Annotated in this window: 12 protein-coding genes; 10 read left to right on the top strand and 2 right to left on the bottom strand. The window is 61.5% G+C overall.

The features are described from left to right. Positions 1–472: 472 nt before the first annotated feature. Positions 473–2,221 carry a hypothetical protein gene (locus AC1Q5P_RS14175; protein ID WP_492519257.1) on the top strand — a complete coding sequence of 583 codons (1,749 nt, stop codon included), beginning with the start codon at positions 473–475 and terminating at the stop codon, positions 2,219–2,221. Between the two features lie 133 nt (positions 2,222–2,354). Here AC1Q5P_RS14175 and AC1Q5P_RS14170 read toward each other — a convergent pair whose 3' ends face one another. After that, positions 2,355–3,494, bottom strand: coding sequence for an FAD-dependent monooxygenase (locus tag AC1Q5P_RS14170; RefSeq protein ID WP_492519256.1), 1,140 nt, complete (start codon positions 3,492–3,494; stop codon positions 2,355–2,357). 145 nt (positions 3,495–3,639) lie between these two features. Here AC1Q5P_RS14170 and AC1Q5P_RS14165 point away from each other — a divergent pair, with 145 nt between their 5' ends. From AC1Q5P_RS14165 to AC1Q5P_RS14125, 9 genes are all read left to right on the top strand, one after another. Beyond that, a complete protein-coding gene (locus tag AC1Q5P_RS14165) occupies positions 3,640–6,090 on the top strand; it encodes a TonB-dependent receptor (protein WP_492519255.1) in 2,451 nt (816 codons plus the stop codon). Positions 6,091–6,100: 10 nt separating this feature from the next. Continuing rightward, a complete protein-coding gene (locus AC1Q5P_RS14160) occupies positions 6,101–7,018 on the top strand; it encodes an NAD-dependent epimerase/dehydratase family protein (protein ID WP_039336710.1) in 918 nt (305 codons plus the stop codon). Between the two features lie 14 nt (positions 7,019–7,032). Next, positions 7,033–8,040 carry a LysR family transcriptional regulator gene (locus AC1Q5P_RS14155; protein WP_236727177.1) on the top strand — a complete coding sequence of 336 codons (1,008 nt, stop codon included), beginning with the start codon at positions 7,033–7,035 and terminating at the stop codon, positions 8,038–8,040. A gap of 476 nt (positions 8,041–8,516) precedes the next feature. After that, positions 8,517–9,326 carry an SDR family NAD(P)-dependent oxidoreductase gene (locus tag AC1Q5P_RS14150; protein WP_039336708.1) on the top strand — a complete coding sequence of 270 codons (810 nt, stop codon included), beginning with the start codon at positions 8,517–8,519 and terminating at the stop codon, positions 9,324–9,326. A gap of 1 nt (position 9,327) precedes the next feature. Next, the gene (locus tag AC1Q5P_RS14145; RefSeq protein ID WP_492519254.1) at positions 9,328–10,914 is read left to right on the top strand and encodes a phytoene desaturase family protein; all 1,587 of its coding nucleotides are present in this window, start codon (positions 9,328–9,330) and stop codon (positions 10,912–10,914) included. Then, positions 10,914–11,150 carry a hypothetical protein gene (locus AC1Q5P_RS14140; RefSeq protein WP_193828831.1) on the top strand — a complete coding sequence of 79 codons (237 nt, stop codon included), beginning with the start codon at positions 10,914–10,916 and terminating at the stop codon, positions 11,148–11,150. Before AC1Q5P_RS14145 ends, AC1Q5P_RS14140 begins: the two co-directional genes overlap by 1 nt. A gap of 117 nt (positions 11,151–11,267) precedes the next feature. Further along, the gene (locus AC1Q5P_RS14135) at positions 11,268–12,173 is read left to right on the top strand and encodes a VOC family protein (RefSeq protein WP_492519253.1); all 906 of its coding nucleotides are present in this window, start codon (positions 11,268–11,270) and stop codon (positions 12,171–12,173) included. A gap of 129 nt (positions 12,174–12,302) precedes the next feature. Continuing rightward, entirely contained in the window at positions 12,303–13,421 is a 1,119-nt protein-coding gene (locus AC1Q5P_RS14130) for an FAD-dependent monooxygenase (RefSeq protein ID WP_492519252.1), read from the top strand. A 100-nt stretch (positions 13,422–13,521) separates the two neighbouring features. Beyond that, complete coding sequence (locus AC1Q5P_RS14125) at positions 13,522–14,610, top strand: VOC family protein (RefSeq protein ID WP_492519251.1); 1,089 nt, start codon at positions 13,522–13,524, stop codon at positions 14,608–14,610. Positions 14,611–14,755: 145 nt separating this feature from the next. On the opposite strand, the gene AC1Q5P_RS14120 is transcribed toward AC1Q5P_RS14125, so the two are convergent. Further along, positions 14,756–15,160 (bottom strand): VOC family protein, encoded by a 405-nt coding sequence (locus AC1Q5P_RS14120; protein WP_492519250.1) that lies wholly within the window; start codon positions 15,158–15,160, stop codon positions 14,756–14,758. Positions 15,161–15,240: the final 80 nt, after the last annotated feature.

Below are 15,240 nucleotides of genomic sequence, written 5' to 3'. Positions count from 1 at the left end.
CGATCCTGATACGGCCCTAGCGCAGGAAGGGGACCGTTCCTTCCCAGACGGTGCGCGGGAAAAAATCTGGCCGCTGTTGGTGTCGATGAAACACTGCTGTTCGGCCGGGCCATTCTCGGCCAACAAGATCCTGCGCCACAGATCCGAGAATGCAGATCATTCTCGGGCAACCAAGTTCTGAAACCGGTCGCAGATATCGACTTCCTATGGGGGAGCGTTCCGTCATTTCGGGCGGATTGCCTTGGCAGGAGATCTTGCCGGGCCGGGCGGGGTGCTGATGAGATGGCGAGAATATATCGTAGAATACAGAATGGGAGGTATCAATTGTATCGGGAATTCGAGTTCGCGCGTCACTCTGATACAGATTGAAACGTATCGCCGGAACAGGATGGTCAGGATCATTCGTAGGCGATTGTGGGAGCGATTGCACAAGGTTAATCCGGGTGTCTGAACCAGTGGAGAGGCTTTGCTGATGAAAAGACGTTATATGGCATCGAGCGGAATGATCGGGGCAGTGTTTGCTCCGATCATTCTTGCGGTTTCAGTTTGCGCACCAGCGGCATCGGCCAAGGAAGTCGGCGGTGTTGTTGGCCAGACCGTGGCCTTGCCCGAACTGACTCTGGTGGCGGGCAACCTGCCGACGGCACCGGATGGCAAGCTTCTCACCTTGACTGTCAACGGTGTTGAACGCGCAATTGCGCCGGGACGCTATTCGGGCGACGTCGTGCTCACGGTGACGGACGACATTCCCGTCAAGTATCATGAGCTTCCGCTGCATCACTTCCGCACGGCGCTCTATGTCGAGAACGGTGCGCCGGTCGCGGCGAAATCGGTAAGTGCAGCGGTTCGTGCCGCATCGTTCGGCGCGGGCACCGTTTCCGATGCCCGGATCGCCTCGGAAGGCGATCGCTTCAACGGCATCATCGTTACCGGAGAAGGCAAGTACACGATCGATCATCCGGTGATCGACTTCATCGGCAACGGCGGCAATGACTTTGCCGGGTTCGGGGCAGCCGTCATGTCGACGGGCAAGGCCGAAGTAACGCTCAATCGCCCGATCATCCGGACCCGCGGCGCCATCCGCACTGCGCTGTTCGCGGGCGGTGACAGCGTCATGCACATCAACAATGCCGAGATCGAGACCTACAACGGTACGCTGCCAGCTGACTACCAGTTCACGGTCGACGTCGGCAAGATGATGGAAGTGCCATGGATGCTGGGCCTTTCGGGCAATGTCCGGTCAAGCAACCTGGTCGACCGCGCCACGATGTTCATCAACAACTCGCACATTCGCTCGGAGGGATGGGGCGTCCTGTCGACCGATGACAACCAGCGCGTGCGCATGACGGTCACCGACAGCCTCGTCGAAGCGGTGAAGTCTGGCTACGGCACGTACTCCATCGGGGATTCGCACAACATCTTCCGCCGCAGCGTGATCCGTGCTGCAGATGTCGGAGCGATCATGGCGGCGGAAGGGTCGATCACCCTGACCGACCGCACCCTCGTCGAGGCGGGGCGCTATGGCGTTATGATGCATTCCGGCGTCGGCGGCGGCGTTCTTACCATCGACAAGGGCAGCGAACTCCACGCCGGGCTTGTCGCCATCGAAGTGAAGGGGATCGGCACGACGATCGTCGTGGACTCGGCCAAGGTCACTGCGGCAGGAGGCACCATCCTGCAGGGCATGGAGAACGACGATCCGTTCCTGAAGGCGATGATGAGCGGGAGTGCGCCGGCAGGGGCTTCGGCGCCACCGCCCGGCATGGGCCCGACGGGAGGGCGTCCGGACGAGAAGCCGAAGGACCCGAACATCATCGGCACGTTCCGCAACACGAAGCTGGTTGGCAACTTCTGGAACGGTCGGCCGAAGCAGGGCGCCATGGTGCTGCGCTTTGAGAATGCCGAGGTCATTGGAACGATCTCGACGTCTTCGGTTGCCCCGGCGAGCGGCAAGGATCCGGTGAAGGAAACCTTTCAGGAGATTGGCCACGTCACGAACACGGCGATTCCCGTAAAGGGCGAAAAGGGTGGCCTGACGGTCTCGCTGGACAAGTCATCCCGCTGGGTTGTCACCGGCACGAGCTATCTCAATGCGCTCGAGACCGAACCCGGCGCGCAGATCGAGGCTGCCACCGGCACGCTTGGCATAACGCTAAACGGCCGTCCCGTCGCGCTCAAGCCCGGAAAGATCAAGGGCGCGATCGTGGTGACCACGAGGTAGCCAAAAGCAAACGACATTCGGGGCACCGCGGCATGGCTGCGGTGCCCTTTCTTTTTGCAGGACGATGATTGTCCATAAAAAAACAGCGCGAGAGCGGAGTCTCGCGCTGTATCTTTTTGCGTGCTAGGTAATCCTAGAATGGATTGCTCAGGCGGTGCAGGGCGTCTCCCAGCATCGTTGCGTGAATGCTCGGGTCCCCGTTCTGCAACTGCAGCGCTCCCACCGCAACGCTTGTCTCGATCACGTCGCGGCAGCGGTCGAAACGGCGCTCCTGGTAGGCCAGAAGTGCGGCCCGTACGTCATCGGTGCTGGCCAGCTCCTGCGCGAGGACGATCGCGCTTTCCACCGCCATGCCAGCCCCGGATGCAAGGTGCGGCGTCGTGGCATGTACGGCATCGCCAAGCAGGACAACCCGTCCGTTGAACCAGTCGCGTGGCTGCAGGGCCGCCGAAAGCGGCCGATAGTTGATCCAGTCGTCCTTGGACATGTTGTCGCGTATCCATCCGGCGCTGCCCCCGAAATCGGCCAGAAGCTCCTTGAGCGTCTCGAACATTTCCTCATCCGACATGAAGCTCTCGCGCTCCACGTGCGGGGTCAGCATCCACATGTAGATCATGTCCGGTGCGCACACGGTTATGCCGCAAGGATGGGCATGGCCGAGAAAGAACTCCGCGGAATCAAGTTCGGGAGGCTTGCGGATAGAGATTCGCCAGCACCCCTGGCCGGTCGGTTCAGCGGGCTTCATGTGCGGAAAAGCCAGGTCCCTTACCCCCGAGAAAACACTGTCAGCACCGACAACCAGATCGAACCTGCCTGTTGAATCGTCCGAGAAGCGAACGTCTACGCCGGTTCCGTTGTCATCAAGCGCTGAAACGGTGATCCCGAGCCGTACCGGAATGTTCAGCGCCCTGACCTTGCTCTGCATGAGCCGGTGCAGCACGGGGCGCATGATGCCGCCGTTCGCCGGAATCCCCTCTTCCAGAGCAGGCTCATCCAGGTCCAGCATGTGGCTGCCATCGTATTTGAACAAGCGGGTCCTGTTCGTTACCGCGCCGAACTGTTTGATCTCGTCGAGCAAGCCCAGTTCGCGATAGGCCCTGAGAGTGGGGCCTGTGATGGTGATCCCGGCGCCATATACGCGCCAATCCGGATCAAGGTCGATCAACTCGACCGCCACCCCCCTTTCGGCGAGGCTGATCGCGCACGCCATACCGCCAATTCCCCCGCCGACGACGAGCGCCGTGGCGATGCTGCTGATAGCTTTCCCAGTCATGGTGCCATGACCTAGCGAACGCGGCGATGTGTTCAAATCCGAACGATGGATGGAAAGCCATTGATACAATCGGTGGGATATTGGCGCGGATGCGGGCTATCGACCCGGCAGAAATTCACGCGACAACAGCCCTGGGGAGGGAACAATGCGCAATCTGCTTCTAGTCTCGACTGCAATCTCGACGTTCGCGATCGCGACGCCAGCCATCGCGCAGGACGCTGCGCCGCAATCCGCCGAGGTATTGGACGACAGCGGCATCGGCGAGATCGTCGTGACCGCGCAGCGCCGGACCGAAAGCATCCAGAAAGCTGCCATTCCAATCGACGCGGTGAAGGGCGACGATCTGCTGCAGCGCGGCATCGGAAACGCTGCAGACCTGACCCGTGCGGTGCCCTCGCTCAGCATTCCCGCGCCTGGCGCTGGTGTCGCCTCGGTATTCATCCGCGGCGTGGGTAACATCACGACGAGCAGCTACAACGACCCGGCCGTTACGCCCAGCTATGACGGTGTCGTGCTCGGCCGCAGCGGCGGCGTCTTCGGCGCGGCATTCTACGATCTGCAGCGCGTTGAAGTGCTCAAGGGCCCTCAAGGCATCCTGTATGGGCGCAATGCCACCGGTGGCGCCATCAACGTGCTGCCGGCGCGCCCGGAACTGGGCGTAAACTCCATGGGCTTCAACCTCGCCTACGGAAATTACGACCAGATCGACGTGGATGCCCGCGCCAACATCGCCACCGGCGAGAACACCGCGTTGCGCATTGCCGGCGCCTACATGACCCACGATGGCTACAACAAGGACGGCACGGACGACGCGAAGCGCGGTTCGCTGCGTGCGCAGTTCCTCTATGAGCCTTCGACGGACCTGTCGGTGCGTCTCGGTGCGGACTACAGCCACGTCGGCGGCAAGGGCGTGGGCGGCAATTATCTTGGTGCCTTCGTTCCTATAGGGAGCGGCTATACCTTCGTTTCGTCGGGCCTCGCGCAGTCGGAGGGCTTCAACAGCGAAGCCTCGCGCGCATGGATTTCGACGCAGCTGGGCGGGCCCGGCCTGGATTTCCGCCGCCCGATGCAGAGCGACCCCAGCCAGGACATCACTTACTGGGGCGTGAACGCCGAATTCAACCTGCAGACCGGCATTGGCAAGCTCACCGTGATACCAGCCTATCGCAAGACCCGCGAGCGTTCGGAATTCTACGGGCCGGCCTTCAATACCGGCAACGTGCGCGAAGATACCAAGCAGAGCAGCCTCGAAGCGCGCCTGGCGGGCAAGGCAGGGATGTTCGACTACGTCGTCGGCGGTTTCTATTTCAACGAGACGATCGACGCCAACAACATCTACAATCAGGAGTTCGTGCTCCCGATCCAGACCTACACGGCAAAGACCGAGAGCCTTGCCGCGTTCGGCCAACTGACTGCTCATGTTTCGGACCGCGTTCGCCTTGTCGGCGGCGCGCGCTATACGCATGACAAGAAGACGGTGAACGGCCTGATCAACAACATCATTGCCGTCTGCAACGAGAGTGCGCCGCCGTTCTGCATTGGCCAGATGCCCCACCTGCCCAACTTCTTCAACGCCGACGATGCCATTGGCTGGCTGGGCAGCAACGGCTTCATCAACACCAATGTCGCGATCAGCCCGCCCAGCAATACGACAAAGTCGGGCCAGATCATCTATCCCATGGTGAACGGTGCCAACGGGATCATCCTGAAGACGTACAACAACATCAACGACACCGACACCTTCTCGAGAGTGACGTGGAAGGCCTCTGCCGAATTCGATGTGACGCCAACCAGCCTTGTCTATGCCACGGTGGAATCCGGCTATCGCGCAGGCGGCATTCAGATGGTCGATTCCCCTTTGAAGGAAAAGTACAAGCCCGAGTTCATCACCGCATACACCATCGGCTCGAAGAACCGTTTCCTGAACAACAAGCTGCAGGTGAACCTTGAAGGCTTCATCTGGAAGTACCGCGATCAGCAGATCACGTATTTCACAGTGGATTCAAACGGCACCCTGATCAGTTCGAACGAGAATGCGGGTCGATCGACCATCAAGGGCTTCGATGTGGACGTGATCGTGAAGCCGGCGAGCGGCACGACGCTTGGTGCCAAGGTGCAGTATCTTGACAGCAAGTACGAGGAATTGACCCTGACATCGGCCATACCGTTCGACAATTTCAATTGCCCGGTTTCGGGTTCGGCCGGAACGACAAGCAACGGTTCGCCGATCATCAGCTACGACTGCTCTGGCAAGCAACTCCTGTTCAGCCCGAAGTGGACGGTGAACCTTTCGGCCGAACAGGTTGTGCCGCTTGGCAATGATCTCGAACTGGTTACCAACGTCGATACCGCGTGGCGCGACAGCCAGTGGGCAGCGTTCGAGTTTCTCGATTTCGAGCGCGTCCCTGCCTACTGGACGACTGGTGCCTCTGTCAGCCTGCGTGCGCCCGAGGGCGCCTGGGGCCTGACGGCATATGTCCAGAACATCGAGAACGAGCGTCGCAATCTTACGCCGCAGTCCTCGCCGATGGGCGTTGCCGTCGCGCATTACAGCGCACCGCGTACTTATGGGCTGCGCTTCTCGGCCAACTTCTGAGGACTTGAAGATGAATATCCTGGTGACCGGCGCTGGTGGCTTCGTTGGACGCGAGCTTGTCCGCCTGCTTCTCCATGCCGGCCATCAGGTGACGGGCATGGACTTTTCTGCCGATGCCATCCCTGAAGGTGCCAAGGCAATTGCCGGCGATCTCGGAGATGCGGAGGTCCGGAGACGCGCGATCGGATCAGGATGTGATGCCCTTGTCCACCTTGCCACCGTTCCGGGGGGAGCCGCTGAGACGGACCCGGCAGCGTCACGACGCATCAATGTCGATGCCATGTATGATCTATTGCTCGAGGCTTCGGCTGCAAACAATGGTGTGAAGATGGTCTATGCCAGTTCCATTGCCGTGTTCGGCGATCCTCTGCCACCTGTCGTGGATGACGCGACGCCGCTGAGCCCGAAAATGATCTATGGCGGGCACAAGGCGATGATGGAGCATGCCGTGGCCATGTTCTCCAACCGCGGCCTGATTGACGGGGTGACTGTCAGACTGCCAGGTATTCTCGCCCGGCCGAAGGGACCGTCCGGCATGAAGTCGGCGTTCATGTCCGATCTGTTCCACGCGCTGAAGGCTGGCGAGCAGTTCTTCTGCCCGGTTTCCGCCGGGGGAACGATCTGGGCACAGTCCGTCCGGCAGTGCGCCGAGAACTTCCGCCATGCAGTCGGGTTGAATACATCCAGCTTGCCCACCACGCGGGCCGTGACCCTTCCGGCACTGCGCGTCTCCATGGGCGACCTCGCGGCGGAGATCGCGCGACAATGCGGCGTGTCTGAAGCGCTGGTGAGTTATGGCAATGACGAGGCACTTGAAGCTGCCTTTGCTGCGCAGCCGCCTCTCCAGACTCCGGCAGCCATGCGGGCAGGTTTTGCGCATGACGGAGATCTTGCTAGACTGGTCTCCAACGCTCTCGCTGCGATCTGACGGGAGCACGGGAGATGGCAATGCGGTTCGGGCGTCTCGATCTAAATCTGCTGGTGGCTCTCGACGCGCTCCTGACAGAGCGGAGCGTAAGCCTTGCATCCGACAGGTTGTGCCTTTCGCAATCTGCCACGTCTAGCGCGCTTGGTCGCTTGCGCGAGTACTTTGGCGACGAGTTGCTCGTGGTCAAGGGAAGAACCATGATCCTGACCGCTAGGGCTGAAGAGCTCATCGAGCCCGTACGCGCGGTGCTCGAGCAGATCCGCACCACGGTTGCCGTCGCGCCGCCATTCGATCCGGCAACTGCGGATCGCACGATCCGGCTTATGGCTTCCGATTATTCAACCGAAGTCCTGTTGGCTGGGGTTCTGGCTGGAATGGAGCGGGACGCGCCCGGCATGCGGTTCGAAATTCAGCCGATGAACGACACCCCGATCGAAGCGATCGAGCGCGGCAATATCGATCTGCTTCTGACCATCGACTACGCCATCTCCGCCGACCACCCGAGCCAGCTGCTGTTTGAGGATGACTACGTCGTGGTTGGCGATCAGAATAATCCGGCTTTGGCAGGCCCGATGACCAAGGAATTGTACTTCGCACTGGGACACGTCAGTCCGCGTTTCGGCAAGGCGCGCGTGCCAGCCTTCGAGGACTGGTTTGTCAGGCGGCAAAAGCAGCAGCGCCGGGTCGAAGTCGTGGCTCCCTCCTTCCTGTCGCTGCCCGGTCTGATCCTTGGCACGAAGCGCATTGCAACCATGCATCGACGCATGGCAGAGATCGTGGTGCGATCGATGCCGCTTGTCATGCGCGAAATTCCATTCGACATCCCCCCGATCCGGGAAGCGGTGCAGTGGAACATCGCGAACAACAATGACCGTGCACTGCGCTGGGTGGTCGAACGGCTGATGTTTGCGGCGAGCAAGGATACTCCGAAACCGGATGCCAATGTTCTGGCCCTTTCAGGTGGCTTGATCGACCGCAACCAGATCGAGGTCGAGTACCGGATGAACCATCCCCAGCGTTGACCCCTTCGGCGCAGATGTGGTCACGCCCCCTCATACTGCTGAAACGGTTTGGCCCCTCCCGTCCGACAAGGCACCTGATCTCTTGAAAATCACGGTCGTGCTGCGCTGGCGGACGATTTTGCATGCGATCTGATCTTCTCGGAAGACGCGCGTGCGCCTTTCACTGGCATTCCCCAAGGCACAAAAAAGTGCCTTCTTCCGCTCTCGCGCGAACCGTTTAAGCCAACTTTCCAAGAGCAATGACAATCGCCGACCCTTCGCGGAGCATCGGGCCAATTGCATGGGAGAGCAGGTCGCAGCGACAGAGCAGCTGGAAGCTGTCTTAAGACCTACGCAGACTGCCGGCGGCGCAGATCTCGATCAGCGGTGGTAACGATCTTCGGGCGCAGCGGCACGCCATGCGCCTGCCGGGCTACGGTGCGGTCATGGCCCATCAAGCTGGACGCCAGACTTGGAACTGAAAGGAAGCAACTTGCATGAGCGCAGACGCAACCCGCTTTGACGGCAAGGTGGCCATCATCACCGGCGGCGCCGGGGGTATTGGCGCAGCCACCGCACGACTGATTAGCGCGCGGGGCGGCAAGGTGGCCGTGGCCGATATCATGATCGACCGGGCCGAGGGACTGGCTGCCGAACTGCCCGGCGCCATTGCCATCCACCTGGACCTGGAAAGCGAAGCATCGACCGAGGCGATGATCGCCACCACGGTGCAGCATTTCGGCCGGCTGGACGTGCTGCACAACAACGCGGCGCTGCTGGGCCCCGATATTGCGCAGCAGGATGGCGACGTGGAACACATGGCCACCGCGCTGTGGGACCGGACCTATGCCGTCAACGTGCGCGGCACGATGATCGCGTGCCGGGCCGCCCTGCCCCACTTGCGCGAGGTGCGCGGCAACATCGTCAACACGGTGAGCAACCTTGCGCTGCAGGGCCACCTGATCCAGGCCGCCTATTCCAGCAGCAAGGCCGCCATCATCCAGATGACGCGGGCCATTGCCGCCAGCCACGGCAAGCTGGGCGTGCGCTGCAACGCGGTGGCGCCGGGCATGACCATGACGCCGGCGCTGCGCGAAGCCTTTCCGCCCGCGCTGCGCAAGGTGGTGGAGGATGAAACCCTGCGCGAACAGCTGGGCGATCCGGAAGACATCGCCGAGGCGGCGGCTTTCCTTGCCAGTGACGCGGCCCGCAACGTGACCGGCCAGGTGCTTGTCTGCGACGGCGGCGGCGCCAGCCACGTGCCCGGCCTTGCCGGCTTCCGCAGCTTCTTTTCGGGAGAACATTGAGATGAGCCAGTACGACATTGTCGTGATGGGCGCCGGCCACAATGGCCTTGTCGCCGCGGCCTACATGGCCAAGGCGGGCAAGAAGGTGCTCGTGCTTGAGCGCAAGCCCCACTATGGCGGCGGCGTTTCCACCCGCGAATTGCTGCACCCCGGCTTCTGGCACGACGAGCACTCCAACGTGCACATCATGATCCAGGGCAATCCGATGCTGCGCGAGGACGAGCTTGGCCTGCTTTCCAAATTCGGACTGGAGTACATCTACCCCGACCTGATCCACGTCTCCATCTGGGATGACGGCACCGTCATCCGCAGCTACAAGGACCTGGACAAGACCTGCGAGGAACTGGCCCGCGTCTGCAGCCCCAAGGATGCCGAAGCCTATCGCCGGTTCGTGGAGATGAGCCAGACGGCGCTGCCGATGCTGGTCAGCGGTCTGTACAGTCCGCCGTTTCCGATGGGCGCGTTCGTGGCGATGATGGATCAGTCGGACGAAGGGCGCTTCCTGCTCGACCTGATGCAGCGCACCGCGCTCGACATCGTGGACGCCTATTTCGACAGCGAGCTGCTGAAGCTGCACATCGTGCGCATGGTCACCGAAAACCTGCAGATGCCCGATGAACTGGGCACCGGCATGGGCGCGTTCGTGATGCCCGGCATCGTCCACACCTATGGCTGTTCCATGCCCAAGGGCGGATCGGGCCAGCTTTCCCACGCGCTGGTCCGCGCCATCGAGCATTTCGGCGGCGAAGTGCGCTGCAATGCCGAAGTGAAGCGCGTGATCGTTTCGGGCGGCAAGGCGACGGGGCTGGAGCTGGTCGACGGCGAAACCTTCATGGCTCGCGACGGCGTGATCGGCGCGATCCACCCGCACGTGCTGCGCAAGTTCGTGGCCGAAACGCCCAAGCCGGTGCTGGCCCGCGCCGAGCGCGTGACGCAGTCCACGTTCTCCATCAACCTCACCCACATGACGTTGAAGGAGCGCCTGAAGCTGAAGGTCGGCAACGATTGCAATGCCATGATGACCGAGCTGATGGACTTCTACACCGTGCGCGACATGTGCCTGGAGTATGACAAGCTGCGGCGCGGCGAAGTCAGCGAGCGGCTGATCGCAGGCGGCGACAACACCATCTTCGATCCCAGCCGCGCGCCCGAAGGGGCAGGCGTGTTCTATGGCGTGAACTTCGCGCCCTATGACCTGTACCCCGGTGGCCCCGCACTGTGGGAGGAGCGCAAGATGGAAGTGGCGGACAAGGCGCTGGCCCAGTACCGCAAGTTCTATTCGAACCTCACCGACGACAACATCACCGGCCGCCTCGTGCGATCGCCGGTGGACCACGAACGCGACAGCCCGGCCAGCTTCGTGCGCGGCGACATCCATGGCTGCGCGCCGTTCTTCTACCAGTCGGCAGGGCACCGCCCGACGCCTGACCTCGGCAACCTGCGCGTGCCGGGGATCGAGGGGCTGTATCTGGTCGGCCCGTTCATGCACCCGGGTGGCGGCGTGTTCGGCGCCGGGCGCGCCACCGCGATCCAGATGATGGACGACATGGGGATTGACTACGACAAGGTATGCGGGGGGCCGGTGTAATGAGCAACGCACGCAAGAAGGTGCCGGTGGCGACGATTCTCGATGCCAACGACAAGGAACTGATGGCGATCCGCAAGATCGAGCCGGATGGCAACACTCTGGTCATTCGCGGCAAGATCTTCGGGGCCATGCCGATGGTGGCGAAGCTCACGCCTGCCGAAGCGCGCGCGGCGCTGAAGCTGCTCGATCTGCGCACCGTGCTGTTCCTGCTGACGTTCCTGTTCCGCAAGAACTGATTTCGGTTTTCTGGATTGGATCGCAGCGAAACAATGCATCTCGTCGAATTGCGATAGATCAACAATCCAAGGTCTGCGCGCCGTCATGACTCTTCCCGTAGTTTCGGGAGACCAGCGATGGCGATTATTGGAATCAGGCGGCTGACATGGTTGGTGGACGATGTCGGCGCCTGCGTTCGTTTCTTCACTGACTTCGGACTGACGCTGGTCGAACAGGATGGCGCTTCGGCAATGTTCGAAGCAGCGGACGGTTCGCAATCGCTCTTCCTCGCCCGCGGGCACGAGCGTTTGCCCAAGGGCACGGCGCAGACCGCGCGAGGCGTGCACGAGTGCATCTGGGCGGTTGACAGCGAGCAGGCTCTAGCTCGTCTCGTCGCGCGTCTTGAGCGTAGCGTGCCGATCTCGACCGATGACGAAGGAGTGGTGCACTTCGTCACCGCTTTCGGCCAGGCGATCGGTCTGCAGGTCTGGCAGCCGCGACAGGTGTTCGGCGCGCCAACGCCGCAGAACACGGTGGGCCGCATTGCCCGCCTCAACCAGCCGCGCAAATGGATCGATCGCGCTGTGCCCAAGCGTACGCACCATTGCGTCTGGACCTTTCCCGACGTGCAGGAAGCTGTCGACTTCTACCGTGACATGCTCGGCTTCCGCATCACCGACATGCAGAAGGGGTTCGGGGTCTATATGCGGGCCGATGGCGCGTACGAGCACCACAACATCTTCCTCGCCGATGCCCACGCACCGATGCCGGGCTTCAATGGCACGCTGAAGTTCCATCACGCCAACTGGGAAGTCGAGGACATCGACGAGCTCATGGTCGCCAAGAACTACCTGGATCGGCGCGGGTATACCTATGGCGACTGGAACTGGGGCTTCGGCCGCCATCGCCTGACATCTGCGCGTTCTTCTACGTTCCCTGTCCCGCCGGTGGCGAGGCCGAGTATGGCGCTGATTGCGATTGCGTCGACGACAGCTGGAAGCCGCGCATCTGGGACGGCGCCTTCGGCACGGCGATCTACATGACGAACCTCCCCGATTTCATGAAGAGCGAACCGGACTGGGACGTGACCTATGCCCGGCCGGATCAGCTCCATTACCACCGCGCAGACCCGGCCCCGCTGGCCGAAGCAGCCGAATAAGGAAGGCGATACGATGTCAAAGGCAAACCGAGTTCTCATCATCGGCGGCGGCGTGGGCGGCCTCGCGGCAGCAATCGGCCTGCACCAGCGCGGCATAGCGGTTGAAGTCGTCGAGCGCGACAAGGACTGGAAGGTCTATCACGTCGGCATCATCGTGCAGGCCAATTTCGTCCGCGCGCTCAACATGCTGGGCTTGGGGGACCGCGCTGTCGCGGCGGGCTACGCCTACCGCGGCGCGCGATTCCTCGACATCGACGGGAACGTCCTGAAGGAATTGCCCGGTGACACGGCAGTCGACGGCCTGCCCTCGGACCTCGGCCTTACCCGTCCAGCCCTGCACAAGGTGCTGACCGAGAAGGTCCGTGCTCTTGGCATTCCGGTCCAGCTTGGCGTGTCGTTCGATAGTCTCGATGACGATGGCGACGGTATCGATGTCAAGTTCACCGACGGAACCTGCGGCAGGTATGATCTGGTGATCGGTGCGGATGGCAACTACTCCGCCGTCCGCAAGGCGCTCTGGCCCGAAGCGAAGCCCCAATACACGGGGCAGGGCGTATGGCGCTACAACGTGCCCCGGCCGGAAGGGCTGGAGTGGGCAGACATCTACATCGGCAAGGACAAGGGCAAGGCCGGGTATTGCCCTCTGACGCCTGAAGAGATGTACATCTTTGCGGTCTTCGAAGAACCTGGCAATCCCCGGTTCCCTGCCGAAACGCTCGCGGCCGAGATGCGTCGCCGCCTCGAGGGATACGGCGGCATCCTGGCTGAGGCGGCGCGGCATGTCACCGACCCTTCGCTCGTGGTCTATCGCCCGTTGGAAGCCTGCATCATGCCGGCTCCTTGGTATCAAGGGCGGATTGTTCTCATTGGCGATGCTGCGCATTCCGCCACACCACACTTGGGCCAAGGCGCGGCCATGGCCGTCGAGGATGCGGTTGTGCTGGCCGAGGAAGTCGCGGAGCGCGAAGTAGACAGCGCTCTGGCGGCGTTCATGGAACGGCGGTTCGAACGCGCAAAGCTGGTTGGCCTGAGTTCGATCCGGCTTGGCGAGTGGGAAATGCATCCGGAAAGCGCCGGCGATCCGATGCAGCTGACCGATCAGATTCGGAAGAAACTTGCCGAACCCGTCTGATCCATTTGCGGTATCGATATCACGGGTCCGGAAACTTTGGTTTCCGGACCTTGCGGTTATTAGGCATGACAGTCCGGCTAAGGGGACTTCCGGAGTAATCATGCCACCCAAGGATTCTACAGCCGTCATCGGTATCGAACGTGTCGTTTTCGGCGTGACCGACATCGCTGAGCATACCCGCTTCTGGGTCGATTTCGGCCTGCAGATCGAACACGCCAGCGAAGAGGAGGCGTCCTTTCTCCTGCCATCCGGTAGTCGCCTCGTGCTTCTGCCGCATGGGGATGCCCGGCTGCCTTCACCTGATCCCTATGTCGGTGACGGGATCAAGGAGACTGTCTGGGGGGTCGACACGACCGAAAATCTCGAGTTGCTCGCCGCGAGCCTGGCCAGCGAAGTGCCGGTCGCCCGGGACGCGGATGGAACCGTGCATTGTGTTTGCCCGGATGGCCAGCCCATTGCCCTGCGTGTCTGGCAGAAGAAGCCGGTGGTTTCGGAAGCCAGCCCGGTCAACACGCCGTCAAGCTGGCCGCGCTTCAACCAGCACCGCATCTGGCGGAAGCGGGCACGGCCAAAGACGATCAACCACGTCGTCTTTTTCAGCACCGACTATGTCGGCAGCTTCGAGTTCTACGAACGGCACCTCGGCTTCCGCTATGTCGATCATTCGAAGGGGACCGGTATCTTCGCCCGGGCGGGGGGTACGTTCGAGCATCATTCGATCTTCTGGGTGAACTGCGATCTTCCCATCGCTCCGGATCACTTCAAGTTCATGCATATCGCATTCGGCTGCGATGACATCGACGAGGTCATGCTCGGCGCCAACATCATGGACAACAAGGGCTGGAAGAATACCACCATGAACACGAGTGGCGGTATCTCCCGGCACCGTATCTCGAGTGCAATCTATTATTATTGCGAGATTCCCGGGCATGCCGGCGAGGCCGAATATCATGCCGACACGGATTATGTCGACGATGGGTGGGTGCCGCGTGCGTGGGACTTCAAGTTCGGCTCGCTGCTCTGGTCGCACAACGCTCCCAAGATCTTCCGGGGCGACGACATCCCCTGGGACATGACCTTCGACCACGACCGTAAAAGCTTCGATCCCTATCGTCGCTCCAAGCCCGGGAAACGTCCGATCGAGGGCGATCTGGCAAATCTGACCGAAGAGGACGAGCACGCCATCTGAGATTGCAAAAAGGGGCGCCCCGACAGAGAGGCGCCCCTATTCGTCTTATTGCATGGGATCGGAGCAGGCCCAGACTTCAGCTGTGGGCAGAGGATCCCCAATCTGACCTTGGGTCAATGGATTCGGGGCCTCGTTCGTCGCGGAGTCAGACCGCGCCCTCCACGAATTCGATCAGATTGCCCGCACAGTCACGTATAAAGCATCCCTTGCCGAAGCTTTCGCGCACGACCATCGCGATGTCCGCACCTTTCTGTTCCATTTCCGCTACAAAGGAATCCAGATCGGCGACCTGAAAGGCGACATGCTTGTTGCCGTGCGTCTGAACGTCGCGTGGTGGGTAGCGGCGTTCGTCCGGCAGGGGGGCTGCCCCCTCGACCTCAAAGATTTCGAACCGGAGAGGCCCCTTGCGCAGCATGGCCGTGTGGCTCCTCGCGGCCTCGATGTAGAAGCGGTGTTCCACGGTGAAGCCGAGGATCGTGCCATACCATTCGATCGCCTGTTCGAGCGAGGGGACCGACACGCCGCCGTGATGGAAAGTAAAGTCAGCCATGAGGTCTACACCATTTCGTTGAATGTTTGGGCGCACCAGTCTGCGATGTAGTCGCGCATGGCGGTGCCGTTGTCGGCGCC

The organism is Novosphingobium sp. GW835-FHT14H07 (assembly GCF_058793515.1).
The sequence above is the reverse complement of the archived record's forward strand: the minus strand, read 5'-3'. Positions and strand labels throughout refer to the sequence as shown.

Coding starts and splice junctions, on each gene's coding strand:
- AC1Q5P_RS14175 (WP_492519257.1), top strand. CDS start 473: ATGAAAAGACGTTATATGGCATCGAGCGGAATGATCGGGGCAGTGTTT.
- AC1Q5P_RS14170 (WP_492519256.1), bottom strand. CDS start 3,494: ATGACTGGGAAAGCTATCAGCAGCATCGCCACGGCGCTCGTCGTCGGC.
- AC1Q5P_RS14165 (WP_492519255.1), top strand. CDS start 3,640: ATGCGCAATCTGCTTCTAGTCTCGACTGCAATCTCGACGTTCGCGATC.
- AC1Q5P_RS14160 (WP_039336710.1), top strand. CDS start 6,101: ATGAATATCCTGGTGACCGGCGCTGGTGGCTTCGTTGGACGCGAGCTT.
- AC1Q5P_RS14155 (WP_236727177.1), top strand. CDS start 7,033: ATGGCAATGCGGTTCGGGCGTCTCGATCTAAATCTGCTGGTGGCTCTC.
- AC1Q5P_RS14150 (WP_039336708.1), top strand. CDS start 8,517: ATGAGCGCAGACGCAACCCGCTTTGACGGCAAGGTGGCCATCATCACC.
- AC1Q5P_RS14145 (WP_492519254.1), top strand. CDS start 9,328: ATGAGCCAGTACGACATTGTCGTGATGGGCGCCGGCCACAATGGCCTT.
- AC1Q5P_RS14140 (WP_193828831.1), top strand. CDS start 10,914: ATGAGCAACGCACGCAAGAAGGTGCCGGTGGCGACGATTCTCGATGCC.
- AC1Q5P_RS14135 (WP_492519253.1), top strand. CDS start 11,268: ATGGCGATTATTGGAATCAGGCGGCTGACATGGTTGGTGGACGATGTC.
- AC1Q5P_RS14130 (WP_492519252.1), top strand. CDS start 12,303: ATGTCAAAGGCAAACCGAGTTCTCATCATCGGCGGCGGCGTGGGCGGC.
- AC1Q5P_RS14125 (WP_492519251.1), top strand. CDS start 13,522: ATGCCACCCAAGGATTCTACAGCCGTCATCGGTATCGAACGTGTCGTT.
- AC1Q5P_RS14120 (WP_492519250.1), bottom strand. CDS start 15,160: ATGGCTGACTTTACTTTCCATCACGGCGGCGTGTCGGTCCCCTCGCTC.